The 24,681-nt window shown below is 38.7% G+C and carries 22 protein-coding genes and 1 tRNA gene; 10 read left to right on the top strand and 13 right to left on the bottom strand.

Annotation, left to right across the window (positions count from 1 at the left end; genetic code table 11):
- Nucleotides 1-93 precede the first annotated feature (93 nt).
- The 4 genes from secD (at nt 94) to RIV7116_RS07785 (ending at nt 3,775) form a co-directional block, all read left to right on the top strand.
- Nucleotides 94-1,518 (top strand): protein translocase subunit SecD, encoded by a 1,425-nt coding sequence (secD, locus tag RIV7116_RS07800; protein WP_015117745.1) that lies wholly within the window; start codon nt 94-96, stop codon nt 1,516-1,518.
- Complete coding sequence (gene secF / locus RIV7116_RS07795) at nt 1,515-2,498, top strand: protein translocase subunit SecF (protein WP_015117744.1); 984 nt, start codon at nt 1,515-1,517, stop codon at nt 2,496-2,498. Before secD ends, secF begins: the two co-directional genes overlap by 4 nt.
- Before the next feature lie 161 nt (nt 2,499-2,659).
- The gene (locus RIV7116_RS07790) at nt 2,660-3,049 is read left to right on the top strand and encodes a hypothetical protein (RefSeq protein WP_015117743.1); all 390 of its coding nucleotides are present in this window, start codon (nt 2,660-2,662) and stop codon (nt 3,047-3,049) included.
- A gap of 249 nt (nt 3,050-3,298) precedes the next feature.
- A complete protein-coding gene (locus RIV7116_RS07785; protein ID WP_015117742.1) occupies nt 3,299-3,775 on the top strand; it encodes a GNAT family N-acetyltransferase in 477 nt (158 codons plus the stop codon).
- On the opposite strand, the gene RIV7116_RS07780 is transcribed toward RIV7116_RS07785, so the two are convergent.
- From RIV7116_RS07780 to RIV7116_RS07755, 6 genes are all read right to left on the bottom strand, one after another.
- Nucleotides 3,735-4,658 carry a sensor histidine kinase KdpD gene (locus tag RIV7116_RS07780; protein ID WP_015117741.1) on the bottom strand — a complete coding sequence of 308 codons (924 nt, stop codon included), beginning with the start codon at nt 4,656-4,658 and terminating at the stop codon, nt 3,735-3,737. The two genes, RIV7116_RS07785 and RIV7116_RS07780, sit on opposite strands and share 41 nt — an antisense overlap.
- A gap of 635 nt (nt 4,659-5,293) precedes the next feature.
- Nucleotides 5,294-5,884 (bottom strand): L-threonylcarbamoyladenylate synthase, encoded by a 591-nt coding sequence (locus tag RIV7116_RS07775; RefSeq protein WP_015117740.1) that lies wholly within the window; start codon nt 5,882-5,884, stop codon nt 5,294-5,296.
- Between the two features lie 69 nt (nt 5,885-5,953).
- Nucleotides 5,954-6,859 (bottom strand): peptide chain release factor N(5)-glutamine methyltransferase, encoded by a 906-nt coding sequence (gene prmC, locus RIV7116_RS07770; protein WP_015117739.1) that lies wholly within the window; start codon nt 6,857-6,859, stop codon nt 5,954-5,956.
- A 27-nt stretch (nt 6,860-6,886) separates the two neighbouring features.
- Nucleotides 6,887-7,690: a Tic22 family protein gene (locus RIV7116_RS07765; RefSeq protein WP_015117738.1), complete on the bottom strand. Its 804-nt coding sequence runs from the start codon at nt 7,688-7,690 to the stop codon at nt 6,887-6,889.
- Between the two features lie 574 nt (nt 7,691-8,264).
- Nucleotides 8,265-8,338: transfer RNA gene (locus RIV7116_RS07760), tRNA-Pro, on the bottom strand.
- A 230-nt stretch (nt 8,339-8,568) separates the two neighbouring features.
- Nucleotides 8,569-9,102, bottom strand: coding sequence for a GNAT family N-acetyltransferase (locus RIV7116_RS07755; RefSeq protein WP_015117737.1), 534 nt, complete (start codon nt 9,100-9,102; stop codon nt 8,569-8,571).
- A 454-nt stretch (nt 9,103-9,556) separates the two neighbouring features.
- On the opposite strand from RIV7116_RS07755, the gene RIV7116_RS07750 reads away from it, so the two are divergent.
- Together RIV7116_RS07750 and RIV7116_RS07745 are read left to right on the top strand one after the other, a co-directional pair.
- A complete protein-coding gene (locus tag RIV7116_RS07750) occupies nt 9,557-10,276 on the top strand; it encodes a hypothetical protein (RefSeq protein WP_015117736.1) in 720 nt (239 codons plus the stop codon).
- 160 nt (nt 10,277-10,436) lie between these two features.
- Nucleotides 10,437-11,375 (top strand): alpha/beta fold hydrolase, encoded by a 939-nt coding sequence (locus tag RIV7116_RS07745; RefSeq protein ID WP_015117735.1) that lies wholly within the window; start codon nt 10,437-10,439, stop codon nt 11,373-11,375.
- 56 nt (nt 11,376-11,431) lie between these two features.
- On the opposite strand, the gene tsaD is transcribed toward RIV7116_RS07745, so the two are convergent.
- Nucleotides 11,432-12,472: a tRNA (adenosine(37)-N6)-threonylcarbamoyltransferase complex transferase subunit TsaD gene (gene tsaD, locus RIV7116_RS07740; RefSeq protein ID WP_015117734.1), complete on the bottom strand. Its 1,041-nt coding sequence runs from the start codon at nt 12,470-12,472 to the stop codon at nt 11,432-11,434.
- 179 nt (nt 12,473-12,651) lie between these two features.
- On the opposite strand from tsaD, the gene RIV7116_RS07735 reads away from it, so the two are divergent.
- The 3 genes from RIV7116_RS07735 (at nt 12,652) to RIV7116_RS07730 (ending at nt 14,271) form a co-directional block, all read left to right on the top strand.
- Entirely contained in the window at nt 12,652-13,146 is a 495-nt protein-coding gene (locus tag RIV7116_RS07735) for a photosystem I reaction centre subunit III (protein WP_015117733.1), read from the top strand.
- A gap of 194 nt (nt 13,147-13,340) precedes the next feature.
- Entirely contained in the window at nt 13,341-13,475 is a 135-nt protein-coding gene (locus RIV7116_RS34750) for a Photosystem I reaction centre subunit IX / PsaJ (RefSeq protein ID WP_015117732.1), read from the top strand.
- 277 nt (nt 13,476-13,752) lie between these two features.
- A complete protein-coding gene (locus tag RIV7116_RS07730) occupies nt 13,753-14,271 on the top strand; it encodes a photosystem I reaction center subunit XI (RefSeq protein WP_044291591.1) in 519 nt (172 codons plus the stop codon).
- 118 nt (nt 14,272-14,389) lie between these two features.
- Here RIV7116_RS07730 and gmk read toward each other — a convergent pair whose 3' ends face one another.
- From gmk to hetZ, 5 genes are all read right to left on the bottom strand, one after another.
- Entirely contained in the window at nt 14,390-15,004 is a 615-nt protein-coding gene (gene gmk, locus RIV7116_RS07725) for a guanylate kinase (protein ID WP_044290810.1), read from the bottom strand.
- 334 nt (nt 15,005-15,338) lie between these two features.
- Nucleotides 15,339-15,605, bottom strand: coding sequence for an extracellular matrix/biofilm regulator RemA (gene remA / locus RIV7116_RS07720; RefSeq protein WP_015117729.1), 267 nt, complete (start codon nt 15,603-15,605; stop codon nt 15,339-15,341).
- 1,200 nt (nt 15,606-16,805) lie between these two features.
- Nucleotides 16,806-19,115 (bottom strand): DUF3488 and DUF4129 domain-containing transglutaminase family protein, encoded by a 2,310-nt coding sequence (locus RIV7116_RS07715; protein ID WP_015117728.1) that lies wholly within the window; start codon nt 19,113-19,115, stop codon nt 16,806-16,808.
- Nucleotides 19,116-19,374: 259 nt separating this feature from the next.
- Entirely contained in the window at nt 19,375-20,361 is a 987-nt protein-coding gene (locus tag RIV7116_RS07710; RefSeq protein ID WP_015117727.1) for a hypothetical protein, read from the bottom strand.
- A complete protein-coding gene (hetZ, locus tag RIV7116_RS07705; RefSeq protein ID WP_015117726.1) occupies nt 20,354-21,544 on the bottom strand; it encodes a heterocyst differentiation protein HetZ in 1,191 nt (396 codons plus the stop codon). Before hetZ ends, RIV7116_RS07710 begins: the two co-directional genes overlap by 8 nt.
- A gap of 219 nt (nt 21,545-21,763) precedes the next feature.
- Between hetZ and RIV7116_RS07700 the strand changes: the two genes are divergently transcribed.
- A complete protein-coding gene (locus RIV7116_RS07700) occupies nt 21,764-22,237 on the top strand; it encodes a hypothetical protein (protein WP_015117725.1) in 474 nt (157 codons plus the stop codon).
- A gap of 218 nt (nt 22,238-22,455) precedes the next feature.
- Here the strand turns inward: RIV7116_RS07700 and sds are convergent, their stop codons facing one another.
- Nucleotides 22,456-23,427, bottom strand: coding sequence for a solanesyl diphosphate synthase (gene sds / locus RIV7116_RS07695; protein ID WP_015117724.1), 972 nt, complete (start codon nt 23,425-23,427; stop codon nt 22,456-22,458).
- Nucleotides 23,428-24,681 lie beyond the last annotated feature (1,254 nt).

Genomic DNA, 24,681 nt, shown 5'->3' with positions numbered 1-24,681 from the left:
GCCCCATGCCCCATGCCCATTAATTAATAACTCTTCACTCATATCAGATAAAGAAACGTTATTATAGCGTTTGTCGCGCTTTTTGGGGATGGTATGCAAAAACAGCGATTGTTTTTAGCCTTGATTTTTGTTTTGGTAATTGCCGCAGTGACGGTAATTGCAACAATTGAAGTGCCTTTGGGGCTAGATTTGCAAGGGGGTTCGCAACTGACTATTCAAGTTAAGACGACTCCTGAAATTAAGCAGATAGGTGAACGGGAATTAGAAGCGGTGCAAACGGTTTTGGGTAATCGAGTTAATGGACTTGGAGTTTCCGAACCCGTAATTCAAACTGCTGGCAGCGATAAAATTTTGGTTCAGCTACCTGGTGTTGATAATCCAGCGCAAGCCGAACGAGTTTTAGGTGGTACGGCACAATTAGAGTTTAAAACTCAAAAACCGGGGACGGAAACTCAGGTTTTTGCTTTAAGAGCCAATCGCGAGCAGCTCAAAGCTCAACAGGCAGAATTACTTGCTGCTGAAGAAAGAGATGAAGCGGCTATTGAAAAAAATCAACAAGATCTGAAGATTAACCAAGAAGCGATCGTTGAATTATTTGAAAGTTTAGAAAAGCCGCTAACAGGTAAATATTTAAATAATGCCAATCCTTTAAACCCCCAGCAAGGTGCGCGGGGTTGGAGTGCAGGGCTTGAATTTAATCAAGAAGGTGGCAAGTTATTTGCAGAATTAACCAAAAATCTGGCAGGTACGGGACGCAGTATTGGTATTTTTCTGGATAATGAATTAATTAGTGCTGCTTCTGTCGGAATAAAATGGAGTAACACAGGAATCACTGGCGGTAATGCTGTAATTGAAGGTAATTTTACAGCACAACAAGCTCAAGATTTAGCAGTACAACTGCGGGGTGGTTCGCTACCAGTACCAATAGAAATTGTCGAAAATCGTACAGTCGGTGCCACATTGGGATTAGACAGCATTAAACGCAGTATTTACGCTGGTGTTGGTGGTTTAATTTTAGTATTAATATTTATGGTAGTTTATTACAGACTGCCAGGAATTATTGCTGATATTGCTTTGGTAATTTACGCCCTTCTAACTTGGGCTTGTTTTGCTTTACTTGGCGTAACTTTAACTTTACCCGGTATTGCCGGTTTCGTCCTTAGTATTGGTATGGCGGTTGATGCTAACGTGCTTATTTTTGAGCGCACTCGGGAAGAATTACGAGCTGGTAAATCACTTTATCGTTCAGTTGAATCTGGTTTTTACCGAGCATGGTCTAGTATTTTAGATAGTAATGTCACTACACTGATTGCCTGTGCAGCGCTGTTTTGGTTGGGATTTGGCTTAGTCAAAGGCTTTGCCGTAACTTTGGCTGTAGGGGTGGCAGTTAGTATGTTTACAGCAGTAACTTGTAGCCGCACGTTAATGTTTTTAGCAATCAGAATTGATTCAATACGCAAGCCAGAACTTTTCTGTCCCAACCTGCCCACTTCAAATAAGGCAGAGGCTGCCAGATGAAAATAAGTGTTAATAAATCGCGAACTCTATGGTGGAGTATTTCCGGAGCTATCGTTTTAGCTGGCATCATTTCTATGTTGGTGTCTTGGCAGCAAATTGGGGCACCACTACGTCCTAGTTTGGACTTTGTCGGCGGTACGCGATTGCAGTTTGAACGGGACTGTAATTTGCCCAATAACTGCGATCGACCAGTAGATATCAACCTAGTCCGGGAAGTTGTTGCATCTCAGGATTTAGCTGATAGCAGCATCCAACTGATTGCCGATAGAGAAACTGGTGAAGATAACGGTGTGTTAATTCGTACCAAAACCTTAGATGTCGAAAAACGCACCCAGCTAGAAAATGCTTTAGGCGAAAAAATCGGTACTTTCGATTCCAAGAAACGTCAAATTGATACTGTTGGGCCGACTTTAGGAAGGCAGTTATTTAACTCTGGAATCACTTCCTTGATAGTTGCTTTTACTGGTATTATAATTTACTTGTCTATTAGATTTCAGAAGGACTACGCAATATTTGCCATTGTTGCGACTTTCCACGATATCTTAATGACGGTAGGAATATTCTCGATATTTGGATTGCTGTTTGGTATAGAAGTAGATAGCTTATTTATTGTTGCTTTACTCACAATTACTGGTTTTTCGGTTAACGATACCGTAGTAATTTACGACCGCATCCGGGAAACTTTAAAAGTGAATCCCAATCGTCCTATTGTTGAAATTGTAGACGATGCGGTAAATCAAACTTTAGCACGATCTATAAATACTACGCTGACAACTTTACTGTCATTGATTGCAATCTTTTTATTCGGCGGGGAAACCCTAAAAAACTTTGCTTTAGCGCTGATTCTTGGTTTCTTAGCAGGAGCATATTCTAGTATCTTTATCGCTAGCACGCTTCTTGCTTGGTGGCGCGAACGTCAAGAAAAATTAGATCCTCCCCCTGCTGGTGGAAATAACGAACAGTTAACAGTCAACAGCTAACAATTATTTGCAAAAAGTGGTTAATAGGTAGGTGGTAATAGGAATATCAGGTAAGAGATAAGAAAAGAATATTAAAATCCTGCATAAATTTACTTTTTCTAAGTTATTACCTATTACCTATTACCCATTACCCGTTACCCATTATTTATCTTCTGATGCTTATGGCTCCAATAGAACAACCATCTTCCGATCCATCTTTCACTCAACAGGTGCAAAAACTGCATAGGCTTACGGTTTACGGGCGATGGCTGTTAGTTGGATTTTTGTGGCTAACATTAGCACCTTTATGTTTGTTGGAATTGAGCGCAGAAATTGAACTGTTGCAGGAATATTTCACTTGGGCTTCAGTTCGATATGGTTTATTGTTCCACCCCTTTGCTGCTGCTGGTTTGGGTTTGTGCATGGGCATGACTCTTGCTGTTTTAATTTGGCAAAGTCGTAATATATTGTTTGGGATGCCAGCAGTGGAAAAGCAGCGTTTGGAAAAGCAAGTTTATCGAATCCAAAGAAAGGGTTCTTCTCATCCTTTATGGAAATGGGTGTGTAAATAATTTTTATAATTTAGTTTTTACAATTTAATTTTATAAATTAATTTTAATTGACTATAAAAATATTAATTATTATGAATTTTTATTTTCAAAATGTTAGTTTTATATAATATTATTAAGGATTATGCGAAAAGAAACAGAAAAATATCGGTTTACAGCTTTTGATTAAACCCCAGAAAACTAGAGAGCTTTGCGACACTAAGAAAAAGCTTGCTATAACAGCACAATAAAACTTCTATCTGGTTACGATACATGAATAATTCTCAGATTTTATTTAGCGATGCAAAATCAAAAATTGACATAGTGCAATTACAGAAACTGTTTACTTTAGGCGCTTTTTGGGCAAAAGAGCGAAATCTAGAGGATTTAGCAGAAGCCATCAAAAATAGCGAGCCAGTCATCGCTGTGTGGAATAAACAGCAATTAATTGGTTTTGCTAGAGCAACAGGTGACGGTGTTTATCGTGCAACTATTTGGGATGTTGTAATTCACCCAGATTTTCGTGGAACTGGACTCGGTAGTAAATTAGTAGAAACGGTTCTGAGTCATCCCCGGATGAGTAAAGTGGAACGTGTCTATTTAATGACTACTCACCAGCAAAGATTTTACGAGAAAATTGGTTTTGAGCAGAATAGTTCTACAACGATGGTGATATACAATCGTTCAAATCTTACAAATTTAGATAGTCTCAATGCTGTAACTCAGCTAACTGAGTTTCTAGAGGGATAGAAATTTGCAGCCTGGACAAATTTTCACTTCTATTTGTTTCGGGATATGAAACTATTTCGAGATTTCCTCCCATAACTTCAATTAGAGTTTGATTTAGTAATAGCTTCATTCCTCTTTGGATTAGCTCAATTTCTTGCTCGTCCATTTTTTTATTGTCTTCCGACTCGATTAAATCTATGGGTTCGCTAGAAGGAATGGCATCGCGAGGTACATCCAACCAAATATAGGCAACATTATTTTTATCATCAGCTTTCGCAGAAACAGATATTGTACCTTCCTCCATATTAGAAATAGCAGTATCTATTAACGTGACTAATATTTGTCTTAACCAACGACGATCTGCCAAAACATAAATTTCCTCGCTTGAGTACGATATATCAAACGGGTAATTACGATTTTCAGCCAGCATGTAGGTTAACTCATATACTTCAAGTAAAATTTTATTTAAAGAGCAAGAACCAATATCCAATTTACTATTACCGTGTTCTGCTCTGGCAATATGAAGTATTTCATCAATAAGATTTAATAATTGTAAAGCTCGTTCGTGAGCTTGACCAATAAATTCCCGTTCTTCCTCTGGATTTTCGCATAAATCCGATAAGATTAATTGATGCAACCCAATTAAACCATTAAGGGGCGATCGCAATACATGAGTAGTACGTGCCAGAAATCCGGCTTTAAACTGACTCATTTCGCGTGCCATATGGTAAGCCAATTCAACTTCTCTCATGCGTTGAGATAAGTCTGATATATTCTGCTTATTTTCTTGTTCTGGTTCGGAAACAAATAATTGATTAGAAATATTTTTGTTTAGCAAAAACCGACAAGTAACTATTCCTAATCCTAATCCGCTTCCAAAGTATATCCAGTTATTCCAATCCATAATTTCTTCTAAATATTATCAACTTCTTAATTGATTACAAAGCTACACTATGCAATTCCATTCCTAAATACAGTACTTTGCAGATAAATGAGGTACAGCTTTATATTATAAAACTCTTATGGAATGGGCATATCTACCCGTCCCAATCTACCTCATCAATATAAAACATGCCCTCTTCTTAGTTAAAATTTATTAGTGCTAGGCTTAATATAAACTATGCTCTCCTGTCTGAAACAGTCTTGGGCAAAGCTTTGTCTAGTTTAATCGTTAATAATTATCGGTTACTCAAACTTTATATAAAATAAGATTGATGGCGGTTATGATTAAACCGCAATCGAACAATAATTTTTTAACATTCCTGATTCTAACTATAGGGAGGTAGAAAAATAAGTTATGCTGTTATTGCCGGTATCTATAAAGTAAGTATAATTCGTAATTGATTTCCCATAAACATAAATTAGGGGCTTCACTAAAGTATAGTCCACGGATAAATTCGGCGGCTTTAAAGCTAAGAAAAATACTCAGTAAAACTTAAAGAGTTATAGCAGTAAGAAGGTGCAAGAGTTTAACTACAATTATTAATAACTAAATTAATAACTAAATTTATAATTATACTGACGATTTAATATTTAATATTAGATATTTAAATTAACTGCTCCTTGGCGTAAAATTTGCCATCCCTTACCATCCCACTTCGCCACAGTGGAAGGAATACCGATAGCAGGGGTGTTACTATCATATGCTGCTGAGGCTAAAGTTAATACATCTGGAAACGATGCTTCTATTTCCTGCATAGTTTGTAAAGGAGGCTTTCCGGATAAGTTAGCGCTAGTAGTGGCAAGAGGACCTGTTTTAGCTAAAATACTGCAAGCAATATCACTTTTAGGAACCCTAACCCCAATTGTAGTAGGGTCATTTGGATTCATGCATGACGGTACGGCAGCCGATGCAGGCAGTACCAAAGTCAGCGCTCCACCCCAGTATTTATCCGCAACGCGCTGCCAATTTTCATACTCTAAGTCACTGCCTTTAACAAAATTCCATATTTGCTCTGATTCCCCTGCCATAAGTATTAACGGCTTGTTTGTACTTCTTTGCTTGATTGTAAAAATTGACTCTGCATTTTCAGGTGAAGCTGCTAATGCGGGAACTGTATCTGTAGGGAAGCTAATTACTTTACCTTGTTTTACTCCCGCTACCAACTCAGCAATAGAAACCTGTGTCATTAATTAGCTATAAGTTACCAGTAGTTATCAGTTAACAATATAAACTAAACTTCTCTTCATTCCTAACTTCTACCTCTTATAAGCAAGGGCGAAACGCTCTATTCCGGCTAAATCGCGATGAATTTCAATTTTGCTATAGCTACCGTTTGAGTTCAACATTTGAGTAACTCTATCTGCTTGTCCTGCCATCATTTCAACTAACCATATTCCACCAGGCTTTAAATAGTCAGATGAAGTATCTACCAAATGGCGGATGCATTCTAAGCCATCGTTACCTCCATCTAAAGCTAAATGGGGTTCGTGCTTAAATACTTCCGGTTGCAGCTTGGGCAAGGTATTCGTAGGAATATAAGGGGGATTAGATACCATGCCGCTAAATTCACCTTTAAGAAAATTCAATGGCTCCCACCAAGAACCCTGGTAGAATTTAATACGATTGCTTAAGCCATTATTTTCAGCGTTTATTCTAGCCATAGAAAGCGCTTGTGCGGAACTATCCACAGCATGAATTATTGCTTCATTCAAAGCCGTAGCTAATCCTAAAGCTATTATTCCGCTGCCGGTACCCAAATCCGCCCAATGTCCTTGGATAATTTTTGAGTTGTCAGCAGTTGCGGCTGTTACTAAGTCAATTATGGATTCGGTTTCTGGTCTGGGAATTAAAACTGAAGGTGAAACTTTAATATTAAAATGTCGCCAAGGAGTATTTTTTGCGATGTATTGTACCGGAAGATTTTCGTTTATTCTTTGCTGCCAAAGTTTTGATAGTTCTTGTAGCGGTAACTTCAATTGAATTTGAGGTTTTTCTTTGAAAGAACTAATCCGTAGCGCTAAAGAATCTAACCCAGCTACTTCCTGTAATAACCAATCTACCTCAGCACAAGAAACATTAGCGGACGCAGCAGCCGATATCGCAGCATCTCGCCACTGTGAGAGTTCTATACCAGATACTTGTAGCTGCCGTTCGTCCGCCATCTGTTGATTTTAAAAAAACTTAACGTACTATCTTCTCTTTGCAGGTGCAGAGCTAGGAGCGTTTTGCTTGGGAAGTTTCTGAATGTATTGCCTAGCTTCTGGATTCGGGAAAAACACGACTTTATCAAGCCAAGGATCGTTTTTCTCTTGCAAAGTATTCAGTATACCGTCTACATCTACTACCTGAATATCAGCCTTGGGAAATTTTGGCTTGACTTGATTTAGTAGATTGTTTGCGTCTTGCATACTAAAGAACAAAGGCACTACTTCCTGTTCGGCTTTTTGCTCTCCTAGTTTAATTGGTACGTAGCTTTTATCTGGTGCGAATCTCACAATAAAAACGGGTACGCTTCTAAACTGTTTCACCTGCTGACCGCTTTTTTTCAATAATGTCATTGCCCCCTTAACTTCTTTGTCAACGGGTTTAAAGGCAAATAACAAGCGGTTTGGTTCATTCTTGGTTTTCTGCACTTGCTGGAAAATGACTCCTAAAGGTACGGGAGTGACTTGTAGGCTTTTCACCATCTGAGTCATCTTCGGATCTTTATCTTTTACCTTCTGTAAGTCACTGATAAAGGCTTGAGCTTCTTGTTTGCTCATATAAACGCCAGTTACAGAACTACTTGTTTTCTTACCATTTTGCTCGGGTATAGGACGGCTCAATGGCAAACCTTGTGGGTTGGTAATCAACCATACTGGTATATTATCGAGCTTATTTTTGATTTGTTGTTCTGATAATGCGATTACTGGAGCAATTCCGCTCGTGATAGTTGCTAGTAGAGTACTCCCCACTAAACCTAACGTTGCTCCCCAGCGAACTAATGATTTCATGACTTCTCCTAGCATCAATATTTCAAACAAGCCGAGTTGGGTAAGATTAGCTTGAACCGACTTTTTATAGTTATAGTCTCTTCAAGAGCTTTTTTAACTGCGTAACTTAGCTTAATAGCCAAGTTTCATCCAATATTTTAATCAAGAACAAGGCAAGGTGCCGACTACAGATATATTTAAAGCACAAAAGTGAAAATTTACTTCTAAGCTTCTAAATATCTCAAATGCCATTTTATTGCTTTTCCTGAATAATTTTGACGCTAAAAAAAATCTAATCGTTCCATATAGTGACTAGAATATTAGTTATTTTTTACACGTTTTTTCAAAATATAATTCTGATTAATTAAAGTTATGTTACTTTCATTTGTGCCAATGTAAAGCACGATCTTCCTTGCAATAAGTATATTTTCCTCGGGGTAATCACTAGTCATTTAAAAAAAATTATTACTTAAACTGCACGGAAATAAGTAATGTTTGATTGCAAAAACTTTATTTTGATTTTTTGACACTTATAATCAAAAAACTTTAGAACTATTAATAGTCCTAAAGTTATACTCAACATTAATTTTGAAAATCGGGATGACAGGATTTGAACCTGCGACATCCTGCTCCCAAAGCAGGCGCGCTACCAAGCTGCGCTACATCCCGTAAGTTATATTAACTAAGCGGTACTATCAATAATACTATCACATCTACTGCAGTTATGGCAAATAGAATAATCTATTTTTGGAATCTAACTTTACAATTGGGCACGATGGTAATGGTAATTCCGCGCCTTTTCAAACGCGGAATTTAAGGCTTATTCTCGATCATTAATATTAGCTAGCCTTATATAAGCTTTAAAATAAAAGTATTTTGTCGCTTTCTAGAAAATCCGATTAATGAGGATACCAAAACATTCCTTTGATACCTTCCGGGTCGGACATAAAACCCAGATTCCTATAGAAGTCTACAACATGGGGGTCGGCGAATAAAGTCACATTACTAATGTCTTCACTTCTAAGTTTCTTGAGTACGTATTTCATTAATGCCTTGCCCATTCCTTTCCCTTGAACGTCAGGGTGAACAACTACATCCCAAATAGTGGCATTAAAGGCGTGATCTGAAGTCGCACGAGCAAAGCCAACAAGTCTTCTTCTGTTTCCTCGCACTTGCCACATAGTGGCTACGAGAAAACTATGCTCGATAGCTTTCTTTACTTTTCTTAAAGGACGACGAGACCAGCCTACAGCGTCACAAAGTTCTTCTAACTCATAAAGGTCAATATCTCGCTCCGTACTAAAAACTATGCGATCGCCGCTACTGTTGGAGTTGCCTCCAGAATTAGTAGAGGTATGTTCTTCAAGTCCATGAGTCGTTTTAGTTGTAACGACTCCATCGTTAGTATTAAACCAAGTTTTCCAAAAACCCATGCCAGCCTGGTTCGGGTAGTATAACTGAAGACGGTTTACACGTTAATTCAACCCTAGCAATTATCCTGCATCCACAACAAAAAACTTTTTTTAGTTTTCCGAAGTTTGATAGACAAAGCCAGCAAGGAGTAAACGTGTTTAACATCAATTATTTTCAACTTTAGCATCTTGTTGACAGACAAGGCGGAAAAATTAACCAAAAGCTACTGCCATTTGGTCAAAAATTAGTTTTATACAGTACTGCCTTAGAATTTTGAAAGAGGACAATATCATTTTTTATATTTTTGGCTCAAAACGCTTACAGTTCCTAGAATATTCAGGCATCGGTGTCGCCAACTTTAGTAAACAAGGCAGCGTTTTTGCTCGGAATACTTGTAAAATGCTGGGACATTTTATTTCTACTATCTCTAGTTAGAGTATCAATTTTCACAACAAGCAAGTCTTATATTTAAAAATGGCTTCTGGTTTAAAAACATCAACACTGGAATTACTCAAACGCTTTAATAAGTCGTTTCCCCAGTTTTACGAGCAATTTGTGAGCAGTGAGATTCAACTGCAAAATTTGCGGTTAGCGTATCGCCTTTATAAAACCAGTCGTGCCGTTATTGAGTTGAAACCTGAAGGTGGTAAAAGTGCTTTACATTTCGCTTACCGCAATCAGTCTTTTCTACTCAGCGATATATTTGGTGTCCTGGCAGCTTACGGACTTACTATTCATAGTTTAAGTTTGTACGGGCAAATAAAGCCACCAATGTTGGTTTTCATGAAACTCATCGTATCTCGAGGTAGTAAAGCCCTTTCAGAAAAGACAGCAGAAAATGCCTGTCGTGCAATTCGCGAAGCTTTAGGAGGACGTTTTGAGGTAGAGGAAATGCTGGCAGTAGAGTTTAACCTTGATGCTGGTTTGGAAAAAGTAGAAACCGAATTTTATGTAGATCCTGTATTTCATTTACCGGCTTTAGTTATTGAGGCTGACAACCAACCCGGATTATTCTATAAAGTTATGTACGCTATGTGGCTTGAGGATTTGCTTGTAGTAAACGCTAACCTGTTAGTTTGGCGAGGGCGCACCCGCTTGATTCTTTATTTACTAGGACCAAATGAAAGCTTAATTCCCGAATATTTAGGTCATAAAATTGCCGAAAGCGTGCGGGGGAGATTTCTTGGTAGATGAATCTTATTCATATGTGGAACTATAAAATTAGGCGATTGAATAACTGCGAAACTAAAAAAAGCAAGCATGTTTGTATATGGCTCTAGTTACGTTTCGTTTTTTATCTCAAAATTTTTGTTAACAAAGCTTTTTTATCGCTTTCGTCCTTAAGGTACGAGCTATGCAGAAGGCAACTATCAAAATCTTCGGCGTTCCCCACTCATATGAGATAACGGGTGCCGCAACAGCAGAACACACTTTAGTATTTATTCACGGTTGGCTTAACAGCCGTGGGTATTGGCAACCTGCCATCGAGCGGCTAGAAGCAGATATGAGGTGTCTCTCATATGATTTGAGAGGTTTTGGAGAATCTCAGATTGCAGAAAAAATAGAAGAGGCTGGCGATATGCCGAAGGCATCTAGCTTGGCTAATCGCACTTCTCCAGATTTAACTGTTACGGGACGTAAAGTTCCGATTAATCCCTTTGATTCTTTATACACTCCCGCAGCCTATGTAGATGATTTAGCATTGCTGCTCGAGGAGTTAAATATAGATGATGTTTGGTTAATTGGTCATTCCCTTGGCGGCACTATTGCTTTATGGGCAGCAGCACAAATGCCTCAAAAAGTTAAAGGAGTAATTTGTATAAATTCTGGTGGTGGAATTTATCTTAAAGAAGCCTTTGAAAAATTTCGTACCGCAGGAGAACGATTTTTACAACTCCGTCCCAGATGGTTGTCTCAGATACCCTTGATTGACTTGTTATTTGCCAGAAATTCTGTCTTCAGTCCCTTAGAACGCCATTGGGCGCGTCAGCGAATCATTGATTTTTTAGTCGCCGATCCCCAAGCTGCTTTAGGAATGTTACTAGACTCTACAACAGAAGAAGAAATAAACTATCTACCTCAATTAGTATCTCAACTAAAGCAACCAGTATATTTTTTAGCAGGTGCCGAAGATAAAGTCATGGAACCGAAGTATGTTCGCCATTTAGCCAGCTTTCATCCCTCTTTTCAATCCTGTGGCGACAACGTGATCGAAATTCCCGACTGCGGACATTTAGCAATGTTAGAACAGCCAGATATTGTCGCTGACCGTATCCGCTCTATTATCAAATAGGGATTGGTAATTGGTAATTGGTAATTGGTAATTGTTAACTCCTAACTAGCCACCTTTCACCGATACAATTCCATAACTCTACTTAGCGAAAGCCTTGATTCAACGCCAAGGTTCAAAGAAGAAGTATGTCCTCTGGAAAGATGATCTGCCGCACAACAACCTATCATGGCAGCATTATCAGTACAAAATTTTAAAGAAGGGAATAGGACTCGCAGGTTATGAGTCTGTGCTGCTGAGACTAAATGCTCTCTTAAAGCGCTGTTAGCTGCAACTCCACCACCCACGGTAATAGTATCTAAGCCAAAATCTAAAGCACAATTTATGGCTCTTTTTGTCAGCGCTCTAGCTACAGTATTCTGAAAGCTGGCTGCAACATCTGCCACAGGTATTTCCAGATTCTTTTGTTCTAACTGCTGTACCAGTCGCAATACCGCCGTTTTTAACCCGCTAAAACTCGTGTCATAAGGATGATAGCCTCCTTCAGGTAAAGAGACTCTTCCTTCTGGTAATTTAAAAGCGCTCGAATCTCCTTTTTGAGCTAGTTGATCGATGATTGGGCCACCTGGATATCCTAGCTTTAACAATCGCGCTACTTTATCAAATGCCTCCCCTGCTGCATCATCGCGCGTACTTCCAAGACTTTCATACATGCCGCAATCCTTAACGTGAATTAAGCTTGTATGCCCTCCCGAAACCAACAAGCTTAAAAACGGAGGCTGAAGGGTTGTTTCGGTCAAATAATTAGCATAAATATGACCTTCGAGGTGATGAACTCCTAAAAATGGCAAGGAATTTACCATTGCCAAAGTTTTAGCGGCAGTTAAGCCTACCAATAACGCTCCCACCAATCCAGGAGCACAAGTTGCAGCTACACCATCAATTTCACCCCAATCCAATTGTGCTTTTTCTAAACCAAGGGCTACAGCTTCATTTATCGTCTCCAAATGTAATCGGGAGGCAACTTCTGGTACTACCCCACCATAATTTTTATGAACTGAAATTTGCGAAGCAACAATGTTGCTAAGAACTTCACGATTATTAACAATTGCTACGGCTGTTTCGTCGCAGCTAGTTTCTATTGCTAAAACGGTTGGCATCTATCCAGATTCTGTGAATAAAAATTTTGTTGTAGAAGCTTTAACTTTTATTTACTTCAACTTTACTCAGTTTACGTATCAAGAGTATGATCGCTTCTTAGTTAGACAAATTTAAATTTGTACAAGCCGCTTCGTTTTGTACAAAAAATTTTTGTTTCGTAATAAAAGGAAACAATTTCATGCGACGCTTGTTTGCTCTAATTTTAGCTGTTTGTTTGGCGTTTAACTTCGCCCCACCAGCTTTTTCTCTAGGTGCTGACCTAGTACCATGCAGCGAATCTCCTGCTTTCCAACAGCGTGCTGCGGCCGCCCGCAACACCACTTCCGACCCAAATAGTGGAGAAAAACGTTTTGAGCGTTATTCTCAGGCTTTATGCGGTCCAGAGGGTTTACCTCATTTGATTGTTGACGGTCGTTTGAGCCGTGCCGGTGACTTCCTCATTCCTGGCATTCTGTTTCTATACATTGCTGGCTGGATTGGTTGGGTAGGTCGTTCTTACCTCCAAGCCGTTAGAGGTGAAAAAGATGCTGAAATGAAGGAAATCATTGTTGACGTACCTACAGCATTGCCACTAATGCTTTCTGGGTTTGCTTGGCCCGCCGCAGCAATCAAAGAATTGCTTTCGGGTGAATTGACTGCAAAAGATGAAGAAATTCCTATTTCTCCCCGCTAGTAGCAATTGTTAGTTAAGAGAACATTTAATAGCTACCTTAGCTATTCAAAAGACCAGCTAATAATAGATTATTTCTAATTAATTGTTGATTTATTAGCTGTCTGTTAAATGATTCTTCTTAATGCCAGCAGGTGCGTAAATCTACTCATCTAACATCGATTAACCAGCTGTTTATTTTTTGGGAGCAACAATTCATGCAGCAAAGTAATTTTTTAAGGTTTCTTTCCCTTGCACCAGTCTTACTCTTTGCAAAGCTGATATTTATTGCGGTTTTGTTGATTGTATTCAACTATATTTTTCCCGACCTATTGTTCCATCCACTGCCGTAAATTGGGTATAAAACAAATTTTTTTCTAGAGTTAGCCGTTACTAAGTAACTTCTAGCTCTGAAAAAACCCCTATTTATGCAGTCAAGATTTGTTCTAAAACTAGCTTTTGCCTCATCTGGTAAAAGCTAGTTTTATATAGGTTTTATATATTTTTTATATAATTTTTATATTTATTAATTTTTCTAAAAATTACTGTTAAAAATCTCCTCCGAATACAATTATTAAGATGGAGAAAAATATCAAGTAATTTGAGAGGTAAAAATAAAATATGACAAATATGGCCCAAAAAGCAGATTCATCCAAAAATAATTCTAGCGATCCTAGAAATCAAGAAGTTGTTTTTGCAGCAGCAGGCAACCCGCAGTTAGGCAACCTAGAAACGCCAATTAATTCTTCTCCTCTAAGCAAGTGGTTCATCAGGAATTTACCGGCTTATCGTCCTGATTTGACTCCTTTCAGACGAGGATTGGAAGTTGGTATGGCTCATGGTTACTTTTTATTCGGGCCATTCGCTAAACTAGGACCACTGCGTAATGCTTCATCTGGAAACTTGGCTGGTTTACTTTCCACAATAGGCTTAGTTGTGATTCTCACTGCTTGCTTATCTATGTACGCTAATAGCAATCCATATAAGCCAGTTGCTACGGTAACTGTTCCCAACCCACCTATTACTTTCAATTCAACCGAAGGCTGGAACAATTTTGCTAGTGCTTTTCTGATTGGTGGTATTGGTGGTGCAGTAACAGCTTACTTTTTAACCAGTAACCTCGCATTTATCCAAGGTTTATTCGGTTGATATAGCAGTTTCAGGTTTTTTCACGAATAAGCTTTTAACAACCGTAAAAGCAAAAGAAGGACACAAACAAAGACTTTTAGGTCTTGGTTCGTGTCCTTTATTTATGCTATGCGGCAATCTAAAATAAGTCACTGTCCGAAAACATTGCCTTCTCAATATCACCAATGGCGGTTTCTAAGTCGTCATTCACGATTTGAAGGTGAAATTCACAAGCAGCATTAATTTCTTCCTTAGCACGCTTCAAACGGCGGGATATAGCATCTTCGGAATCTTTTTGTCTACCGCGTATCCGCTTCTCCAACTCGTTAAAATTTGGCGGAAGTATAAAAATACTTAGCAACTCGGGAAATGCCGCACGAATTTGTCGTGCACCTTCCAATTCAATTTCAAGCAATATAGACTTTCCAGACTCCATTAGGTCAATTACTGGCTTGCGAGGAGTACCGTATAAATTACCGGCAAATTCTGCCCATTCCAAAAATTCACCTTCCTCGATTAACCGCTGGAATTTACTGCGGCTAATAAAATAGTAGTCCTTGCCGTCCACTTCCCCCGGACGAGGAGGACGGGTAGTAGCAGATATTGAGTAATTGAGTTCGGGATGACGCGAAAGAAGTAATCGCATTAAAGTGCCTTTTCCGACACCACTAGGACCTGTTAAAACAATGAGTTTCCCCGGAGACAGTAATTTGTTAGTAGTAGCACCACTCTTGGTCGATAACACTTGCATCATCCGCTTTCCCTGTGAATCAATTTATATACATTATTCACTAGTCAGCAGTCATTTGTTAGTTTTGCAAATGACTATTGACTAATGGATCTTGTAACATGAATGACTTTTTAATCGCTTCATTCAGATGGTACAGAAAAATTGATACATTCTTCTTGTCCGGGATATTGACCCCGTTACGAGTACCGTATTGTGCTAAGGACGGATTTAGTTTTTCCGGCACTACGACCAGATGCCCCCTTGAGCTAACTTTTTTTAACCTATCCCTAACATTCACAGTTCGCCCTAGGGAGATTCTCCAGGGCAAACTTTACCGGAATTGTAACCTATACCATTTTTAGTTATCTACAACATGATGCTCGCGGGAAATAACGAAACGATTCGCTACCGTTTCTGGCTGGATAGCCGAAAGGATAACGTGACTCGAATCAGTGATAATAACAGCCCTTGTCCGACGACCGTAAGTTGCATCAATCAGCTGACCTCTATCTCGCGCATCGGTAATAATTCGCTTGATTGGGGCTGACTCTGGACTGACAATTGCAACTACTCGGTTGGCAGAAACAATATTGCCGAAACCGATGTTGATTAACTGAATGTCCATAAGAAAAATGCTATGTAATGTGTGTGAGGATTAGACATGATTAATCATGCCTTGTTAAGCAACTATTTCCCATGTTATCCCCAAAAAATAGCGCTAACAACGCGCTTTGTTGGCAATTGCTTTTATTTTTATTTACAAAGCAACCTTTTTGATAATTAGAAGATAGTTTTTTATTTAAAATACTCCTTAAGATATAGATAAACTTTTCCCGAAACAAGGTATTATACGATTCCCGATAAAATTTGAAGTTCACATATTACCCCGTTCTTCATAGACAGTTTCACTACCCCTATTCACTTTCTAATTCTTAGAGATAGCTGCCTTCATCGATTTAAACGCTTCTATAAAGATAGTTTACATCAATCGTTCAAATGTTCTTTACCTTACAAGACTACAGATAAATATTTACTTGTTTTCTATAATTATTTTTCCTAATGCTGACTTAATAAAATTCTTATCTATTTCTATTCGGCCATAGAGTTAATTCCACATTTATTATTGGCTAAGTATGAATAGCAAAAGCCTATATGGATAAAATCAATAGAAGAAAATAAATTTATAAATATTAATATAGTACTGTAGGTAGTTGCGCTTTAGAGGTCAAAGAATATCTTTGAGTGCAAGTTTTGAAACATTTTATTTCAATCAATTACCTATGTTTAATGCAGCAGTTTTCGATGAAGTTAAATAATAAGTTTGTTTTCCTCTGTGCCCCAGTAAGGTTTAGTTTATTTCTTTAATCAATAAACACTGCTGTATACCCAAATGTAACTATAGAAATTCGATATTAAGTAGGTGGGCGGGGAGTTAAAAGCGGTGTAGGCTTTCTTCGCGCTTTATTGCCGTTGCATAATGACTTCGCACTGAGCGCTCCGAAGCTCTTATAGGATACTGCTGACGAATAACAAGAAGACCCTTAATCACCGAAAAATAAGGGTTTGAGGAGTGCGATAAGCCAGGGGCATGACGCTTGGCGTATCGCACTCCTGTTAATAGCTTAAAATCCCTATGGATTGGTTCGGGTGAGGGGTGATACATACCATTCGCCAGCAGTATCCTTATAGGGCGGGGCGTTAAGCTATGACAACTTCACGCTCCGCTGACGCCATAAAACAACGGCATGATTGGGGGGAAGTCAATAATCCTTTAATTAAACGACTTAAGGAATAACTCTAGATATTAGAAATTACAAATACAGGCTTAGTTTTTTGCAGTATTTCTTATCTGCTGCCATTTTTGGCGCAGGCTACTTATATCCGGGGGGTTTTTTCCATAACGCCAACTTACATAAGCCTGAGAAATTTCTTCTATAACTTCAGCAGTTGTTACTGAATTATGCTCGTTTAAAACCCGAGCATATTCTAAAGGCGTTTGAGCAGGATGTTTAGTTAAACCTTTTTGAGCATTCCACTGAAGCATTTGCCGATAAAGTCTTTCCATAGGCTGTAATTTACCTAGGAATTGCCGGTAGCGCCATTTTTTCCATTTGTCCCAGCCCAACCAACAGAACAAGGAAACAGAGGTTAACAAGGTTAATCCGCTTACTATGCCGAAAATACCTTGGGAGAATAAGGAGAAGAACCAAGATATAAATCTTGTAACAGCGCTCAACACATTTCCAAATATACCGTTGAGGAACCCAGTGACTGGAGAAGGAAGCCAGCCAGCAATCCAATTCCAAAATTGTCTCAATACCGAGAAAGTCTGAATTTCTTCTATTGATGGAGGAATCAAAGGATGACTGGGTATAGGATCGAAAGCAAACCAACCGTATTTAGGGAAGTAGACTTCTGTCATTGCGTAAGCGTCAGTGTTGCGGACTACGTACATCCCTGTGAAGGGATTAAAATCACCAGGGGAAAATCCTGCTACTAAACGGGCTGGAATACCGATAGAACGCAACATTACTGTTAACACTGTGGAAAACTGATCGGGTAGCCCTCCTTTATTTTTAAACAAGAAAGCTTCTACTAAGTCATCATCATCATTTAATATCGGTGCTTCAATAAAATTTTTTGGAACTATGTAGTTTTGTTTCAAATATTGAGCAAGGTAGAGAGCTGTTTCATAAGGCGATGAAAGATTTTTCTCAGTTTTACCTACCCGTTGACGATTGTAGTCAGCAAGAATTTTTTCGGTAAGCTGTTTAACTTTGTCAGAAATGTTTGCAGGAACCTGCAAGTAATAATTCTTAATATTATTTGGGTACTTGTCTGGGGCTTTCGATAACAAAGTGCGATCGCGGTAAGGAACTTCCGAAAGTACCGTATAAGTTAAACCTTTTGATAAACCAACCGGCGCTCGCAAGCCACCTTCTGTATCAACGGCTATCATCGGTGTCGGAAAATAAATTTCCTTGGGATATGACATGGCTGGAATTAAGTTAGGCAATTCCGACACTAAAGTGTAAGTTTGTACTACTTCTTTAGTTTTGCCAATAATTAATGGGCGCTCTAGAAAAGTTTGATAAGAAAAAGGGGAGCGTTTGAGGCGCTTTACTTGGTCATTTCGAGAAATCTCCCATCCATTACCCGTGTAACGGTCAAATGCCAAAACTCGCCAGAAACCTTCTGCCTGAGAACGCACGCGCATAACCACCTTTGGTTTCATCTCACCACGCAAAGTCTGGTCAATTTTGGTATTAAATCCGTAGTAAAAATTATCGTCTACTTCTTGGCGATCGCCGGTTGCACCTGTAGAATTTTCGTCGCCATTGCTACTACCTTGACCGTTATTATTACCAGAACGGACATAACCGGGATTAACAATTTTACGTCCGGTAAAGTCGCCTTTAACATCAATAGGCGAACTAACTGGGAATGTCCGCAAGCCATAACCGGGAACTCTAGGTAAAACCGCAAAAATCGCCAACCCTATAGCTAATATTATTGAAAAATTAACAAATATAAATTTTAAATTAAAAGCTTTAATATCTTTTTTTTGCGATTGTTGTTTTTTGAATGCTAGCGGTTCTAAGCCGAGTCGCGAACGATAGTCTAAGGCAAGAGTAGGTAAAGCAAAAGCTAAAAAGAGCAGCAACACAGGTGCAAAAGCTAAAGTTTGACTCAGCGTTGCTGCAACACCTAATAAAATTAGTCCTATTACAATCGAATACCCCAAATCTTTACGTCGAGGCATATCAAAACTGTGCAGCACCTGAAGTTGAATCAGCAACTCTGCTAATAAAAGCCGGGTATCGTTTAATTCACCGATTAATCGCCCGAAAAACCCACCCAGTGCTAACAGCATGCCGATGGCGATACAAAATTTTGCCGCTACATTCTTGTGGTTACGACGGTAATAACTCCAGATACCGCCTACCATGCTTAAAGGAACTGCCCAAAAACTAAATGTAGCCTCCGCAGCTACATCTGTAGCCACAATCCCTATAATTACCAAAGCGCTAACTAGCACCCTTAAAGTAATTGAATCTTCTACTTCTATCGGCGACGAATTCTGAATTTTTTGCCGCCAATACTCTACACGTAGATACCCACTGAACCTATCCATTCAATCAAATTTCCGTCTTCTTTATTACCCCACTGTACTCACAAAAATATTTGTACGCACTAAACTTAAATAAGGAGAGTTCCTATTAAGCCATTAGCGTAGTATCGATCTGAGTAGCTGCTTTATGCTTGGGGGTGCCTGTATGTTAAATAAAGGTTCAGTTTCACTACTACCCCTAAACCTTTTCTTATTCATTGTTTATTTTATTAACCGGTAAAGGTATGTTAGGAAAACCTAAATACTAGCGGTTAATTATTAGTTAGCTAAGTTCGGACGAATTTGTCGGAACAATCGCAAATGTTAGCGGTTGAGTATCCATTTCTTGTAACTCAACAGCCAATGTGTAAGTAGCCCCTTGGTGAACTGAATTCAACTCTAAATTGACACTTCCTGAAACAGAAGATTCTGCACAAACTTGCAAATCATCTTTTCCAAGTTTCAAAGTTCCTTGCTGAGGTAATTGGGCTTCAACCAAAAGTTTTCCGGCAGCTTGGTAATACTTTATTCTTAAAGTGACATTACCTACATCCGTTAGCCATTGTTTTTCGACTACATTTTGTGCAGCGTCTATGGTTACGGTCAGATTTTCTAGCAATTGTTTGGCAGCCAATAATGATAGTGCCATTTGTTGACGCGGCTGTAAATCTGAAAAACTGCCTTCTAGCGTCGTGCTTTTTTCTAAAGTATCGGCAGAACGATATGGACTTCTTAATACCATCCCAGCTAAGTCATTAAGTGTCTGCGGCTCGTTAGGGAATAAACTTTCTACAGCCCCAACTAGTTTGGCTCCCAAAGGCACGGGAAATGTAAGTAATTCTTGACACTTTGCCAATAATTGCTGGAAAACTTTCTCCGGCATCGGAATTGGCAGACTCAGCTTAGATTGTTGTGCTGCCCATCCCCAAGCAGGAACCCAAGCTATAGATGGACTGTCAACATAATCGGGATAATCTACCAGTTGTGATTCCCAAGGGAATAGTGGAGGATTATCTTGAATTTGATTTTGTAGCCGACGTTTGAGAACGGCTTGAAAACGTTTTTGCACAGCAGGAATTTCTCCCAATTGAAAAGGATAGGGCATCAGTTCCGACTCAGAAGCACCGCTTGTGGAAGCGGTGTTTGCAGAATTAGTTTTAGCCCCGTTAATTTCCTCACTTTCGACCAAAAAATCCTCCTCGGTTGAAGCATCTTCTGCTAACAACCAAGCGAGTAATTGGTTTTGTAAGGATTCTGTGTCACTATTCATGAGTAGATGCACTTGATCCGGACATAAAAGAGTTACGAATATCCCAAGCTTGTTCGAGAATTTTAAACCACCTTTTTTGTAGTTGTGCCATAGATAAACCTAGGATTTTGGCAATTTGAACATCAGCTTGACCTTGTTGTTTCAGTTCTAGTAAAGAACGTTGTTTATCGTCAAGCTTTTCTATATAAACTTGCCACTGGTATTCGGTCAAACCTAAATTGGTATGCAAGTCTGCTTCCAACCATTCATGAACCAGTTCCCAGCGATGCAACATAGCAAACCGAATCAGATGATATTTGAAACGCTGCTGCAAATAATCTCTCTGACGGGGGGTTAAACCTAAAATTGACTCAATTTCTTGAGCGGATAAATCTTTCAAACGTAAAGCAAAGTAATCGGCACAATCTCCTTGCTGTCGTTCCTCCAAATAGCTCATTAATTCGTTAATCACTACAGAACGCAGCGTTTCCTCAGTTGGTTCCGGTTCTGGTTGAGATGCCATTGCCGATCTTAATTGCTGTACGGCAGGATCTTCCCAAGAACCATCCCCATCGTTGCTGCTGCCTTCTGCGGCTTTTTCTATATCAACGCAGGTTTCTGGTGGTTGCTGTTGAGAAAAAGTTTGTGCCCGCAGAATAATCAACTGCTGCTGTCGTCCCGGCAAAGGAATGCGTCTTTTTGCATAGCGTTCGGTAAACGCCATGTATTCCGCTAATTCTAAAAGAGTCTGGGGACGATAAGTCGGTTCCAACTTATTTTCTCTTCGACAAGCGTTCAACGCTTCCAAGTAAAAGTTTTGTAGAAAATCTTCAATTACACTTAACCGTCCTTGATAACTTAGTTGTCTATTTGGCGGATTAATGTAACGATAAATAATTGCACTTAAAGTGCTGTGTAGCTCTATTCGACCCCGATTGGAACCCAATTGGTAGTATCTCATACACTGAGATAGCCGGTGTCGGGCTAGGGCGATCGCCGAGCTTTTAATATCTCCAGAAGCTTGGATACGTTTGCTCTCATGACAAATCCGCATGACTTCAGCGGCAATTCGTGTTGCCACTTCATGGCAATTAGATTCATGAGCTTTAGTTGAAGATTTAAGTTCTCCGAATAGGAGTTGAAATATCGCCTCCACGCCGATAGACTTTTCTCCCTGAATAGTTGTAGTCGCGGCTGATTTCATAGTCTAGTTGTTTAAAAGACCGATTATATAGACAAACATTACAACCTATATTGTGTGGGAATAATGGTTGATTTAGTAGTGCGTTAAAACGCTTTGGTAAAAACCAATTATCCCGTTCTCATCAATTTGGCTGAATATATTATTCCCATTATGTGAGGGAAATCGAAACGCATTTCATAGAATTTATAGCTAATGCCCACGAACTATAAACAGATAATTATGGATTTACAAGCACAAATTCAATATTTGATTGATAACGCACCCCAAGATGGTATTACACCTCAACTAGTTGCGGCAATTGCTCCTGCACTTACTAAAATTGCTCAAAAATTACACTTCCCTCAATATTACATACTCCGAAACCCTTCTGAAGACTGGGTTCTAACAACATTGAGTCACAAGACCAATCCACAATTACAAAAACAAGTAATCTATGCTTATCCTACGTTACAAGATGTCAGTACTACCTCTGGTGTTGGGTTTGACCCTCACATGATAGCTGCACCAATCGGAGTTATTGAAATTTTGTTCCAGACATTAGCGTTACAACCCGTAGATAGTATAATTTTTTTTGATACTCCTGGCACTACAGCTAATGCTATAGAAATTGAACGTTTACAATTACAAAGTATTATTGAAAGCTCGCTACAACAAAATCGCCGCAGTTCCGATATTCCTCCTGACATAGCTTAATTTTCTTTGGAAGCTGAAACTAATATAGTTAAAAGATATACCCATTTGTATTGCCAAAGTATGCTTTCACATAGAAGTTATAAGTTAAGGATTTATTACAAAAGAAAATTCGCAGAACTTCAAAAGCCCCTACCCTTTTAGGAGGGGATTGAAAATAAATCAATAACCGATAACAAATTCCCCACGAATAAAAATGTTGAAATAATATTTCGCAATTTTTAATTCAGGCGACTCAATACATAATCAGCCATGTCTATTAAAGTTTGACGAGTAGGAGAAGACGGCAATTGTCCAATATGCTCTACTGCGAGTTTTGCTTTAGAGGCTGCTAAATCGCGAGAACGCTGAATGCCCTTACTATCTTCTACCAGCGTCAGAGCTTTTTCTAAATCTCCGGGTTGTGTAAATTTGTGTTTAATAAGCGTTTTTAGTTCTGGTCTTTCTTCCAGAGCATATATAACAGGGGCTGTAATATGCCCATCTTCAAGATCGGAACCAGCAGGCTTGCCTAATGTATCCGTAGAACTTGTGAAATCAAAAATATCGTCAACTATTTGGAAGGCTAATCCAAGATTACGCCCATATTCATACAAATTTTCAGCTGTTTGTTGAGAAACTTCGCTAAGTATTCCAGCTGCTTTAGAACTATTTGCAAACAATGTAGCAGTTTTGTAATAAGTCTTTTGTAGATAAGTATCCATCGAAATATCGACATCAAAACTATTCACCGCTTGCAAAATCTCCCCAGTAGCTAAGTCCATAATTACTTGTGAAAGCAATTTCACTACATCCAAATTATCTAAATTAGCTAAATACCAAGAAGCTTGAGCAAACAAAAAGTCTCCTGCTAATACTGCGACTCGATTACCAAACAAACTATGAACTGTATCAACACCACGTCTTTTTTCTGATTCGTCTACTACATCATCATGTACTAAAGAAGCAGTATGAATCATTTCCGTAATTTCAGCTAAGCGTCGGTGACGGGGTGTAATATCGTCGTTGGACATTGTTGCCCGCGATACAAGTAAGACAATTGCAGGTCTAATACGCTTCCCTCCAGCTCCGAAGAGATGTTCTGCAGCGAGACTGAGAATGGGATGGTCGTTACCAACTAACTGTTTAAGGTTATCTGCTAATATATGCAGGTCTGCTTCCACAGGGGAAAACAAGGAGGTGGCTGGGGTCATGAATGGGCGGACTCTGACTTTAGTTACGAAAGTTTACATATCCTATACCCATTTTAAGATAACCTCGTGCCTTTTCTCAAAGCATTCTCTAAATGTTGGTGTTGAGATGAAGGTTTAAATCGGCTCTTGTATATAACGATCTATTGGTATCAAGCGTTGTATTCTTATGATGAACATTGAATTTACTATATAGTCAGCATTAAAATCCACTGACCGGCGAATATTATATAGAAGCGCATCAACAACCAAATTTTATTCGCGTTCAGAGTTTTTGATTTAGGCTTCAATCTTAAAATTAAAAGGGCTTAAACACTTATAAAGCAAGGTTTGTAACGATATAAGGCACTTGCAGGTAATAAGATATCCCTAATAGAATACGTTTGTTAAATATTTTGTTTGTTGGTCTTGAGTTACTAAGGTCTAACTTATTGAAGCGTCCTGAGTAATCCTAAAGAAACCTATTTTCTGAGAAATTGGAAAATGGGAATTTTAACTGGGTATTTTTTTAAGGACAGAGATAGTCTATTCTTATAATCGATTAGAACAAAGCAAAATTTTTTATTTGATTAATTTGAGATAATTATACTAAGTATAATTACTTGTGAATACAACTTCTGCCGCAGTACTAAACAATTTATCTCTTGCTACATTTTACAGATAAAAGCTCTTATTAAGCAAAATTTAACATTTGACGATACAGCCACAAGTATCTTTGCTAACAGCGCCAAAAATGCGCTTATCCTTTGAAGATGACTTATGACACTATCCAAGCATAGGGATAACAAGTAAGCAAAAAATATTACTTTAAAAATTTTAAATTAGGCTACTAATTTACCTCAAAAGTTAGAGTTTTTATGTTACTCTTATATATAGGGATTTCAAATACTTAAAATATTCACTCAGGAAAAGTAAGTCGCTTTATTATTTGCGGCAAGTACTTGGCTGATGTAAGTGAGTTGAAATAAGTCAAATTACCAAACCAAGGGGATTATTCGTATTCTTAGTTAGCGAATAAGTTAAGTTCCCCAAAAATAGTTAAGTGCTGCCCAAAAGATATATATTGGCGTATCTTGAGTACTCATTTTAGGGAATGCAAGGTTTGTTCGTTGTATAAAAGAGGAAGCACTGCATAACGCAGTTTGAATGCAGGCTAGGTAGATTGCACAGTGGCAAACTTTTTTATTGTTACTGGCATAGCCTGTAAAACTAATTAAGTATAAGTAATTCGGGGAGTATTAATACTTAGCCCGAAGT

The organism is Rivularia sp. PCC 7116 (genome assembly GCF_000316665.1).
In the GTDB taxonomy this organism is placed as follows: domain Bacteria; phylum Cyanobacteriota; class Cyanobacteriia; order Cyanobacteriales; family Nostocaceae; genus Rivularia.
This window is presented reverse-complemented; position numbering and strand designations above follow the sequence as displayed.

Excerpts from the sequence above, each read along its gene's own strand:
- RIV7116_RS07755 (WP_015117737.1), bottom strand. The coding sequence starts at position 9,102 with ATGGGTTTTTGGAAAACTTGGTTTAATACTAACGATGGAGTCGTTACA.
- RIV7116_RS07765 (WP_015117738.1), bottom strand. The coding sequence starts at position 7,690 with ATGAAATCATTAGTTCGCTGGGGAGCAACGTTAGGTTTAGTGGGGAGT.
- RIV7116_RS07730 (WP_044291591.1), top strand. The coding sequence starts at position 13,753 with ATGGCCCAAAAAGCAGATTCATCCAAAAATAATTCTAGCGATCCTAGA.
- RIV7116_RS07745 (WP_015117735.1), top strand. The coding sequence starts at position 10,437 with ATGCAGAAGGCAACTATCAAAATCTTCGGCGTTCCCCACTCATATGAG.
- RIV7116_RS07750 (WP_015117736.1), top strand. The coding sequence starts at position 9,557 with ATGGCTTCTGGTTTAAAAACATCAACACTGGAATTACTCAAACGCTTT.
- RIV7116_RS07700 (WP_015117725.1), top strand. The coding sequence starts at position 21,764 with ATGGATTTACAAGCACAAATTCAATATTTGATTGATAACGCACCCCAA.
- RIV7116_RS07735 (WP_015117733.1), top strand. The coding sequence starts at position 12,652 with ATGCGACGCTTGTTTGCTCTAATTTTAGCTGTTTGTTTGGCGTTTAAC.
- secF (WP_015117744.1), top strand. The coding sequence starts at position 1,515 with ATGAAAATAAGTGTTAATAAATCGCGAACTCTATGGTGGAGTATTTCC.
- RIV7116_RS07790 (WP_015117743.1), top strand. The coding sequence starts at position 2,660 with ATGGCTCCAATAGAACAACCATCTTCCGATCCATCTTTCACTCAACAG.
- remA (WP_015117729.1), bottom strand. The coding sequence starts at position 15,605 with ATGGACATTCAGTTAATCAACATCGGTTTCGGCAATATTGTTTCTGCC.
- RIV7116_RS07780 (WP_015117741.1), bottom strand. The coding sequence starts at position 4,658 with ATGGATTGGAATAACTGGATATACTTTGGAAGCGGATTAGGATTAGGA.
- RIV7116_RS07785 (WP_015117742.1), top strand. The coding sequence starts at position 3,299 with ATGAATAATTCTCAGATTTTATTTAGCGATGCAAAATCAAAAATTGAC.
- gmk (WP_044290810.1), bottom strand. The coding sequence starts at position 15,004 with ATGATGCAAGTGTTATCGACCAAGAGTGGTGCTACTACTAACAAATTA.
- RIV7116_RS07715 (WP_015117728.1), bottom strand. The coding sequence starts at position 19,115 with ATGGATAGGTTCAGTGGGTATCTACGTGTAGAGTATTGGCGGCAAAAA.
- RIV7116_RS34750 (WP_015117732.1), top strand. The coding sequence starts at position 13,341 with ATGCAGCAAAGTAATTTTTTAAGGTTTCTTTCCCTTGCACCAGTCTTA.
- RIV7116_RS07710 (WP_015117727.1), bottom strand. The coding sequence starts at position 20,361 with ATGAATAGTGACACAGAATCCTTACAAAACCAATTACTCGCTTGGTTG.
- RIV7116_RS07775 (WP_015117740.1), bottom strand. The coding sequence starts at position 5,884 with ATGACACAGGTTTCTATTGCTGAGTTGGTAGCGGGAGTAAAACAAGGT.
- prmC (WP_015117739.1), bottom strand. The coding sequence starts at position 6,859 with ATGGCGGACGAACGGCAGCTACAAGTATCTGGTATAGAACTCTCACAG.
- sds (WP_015117724.1), bottom strand. The coding sequence starts at position 23,427 with ATGACCCCAGCCACCTCCTTGTTTTCCCCTGTGGAAGCAGACCTGCAT.
- hetZ (WP_015117726.1), bottom strand. The coding sequence starts at position 21,544 with ATGAAATCAGCCGCGACTACAACTATTCAGGGAGAAAAGTCTATCGGC.
- tsaD (WP_015117734.1), bottom strand. The coding sequence starts at position 12,472 with ATGCCAACCGTTTTAGCAATAGAAACTAGCTGCGACGAAACAGCCGTA.
- secD (WP_015117745.1), top strand. The coding sequence starts at position 94 with ATGCAAAAACAGCGATTGTTTTTAGCCTTGATTTTTGTTTTGGTAATT.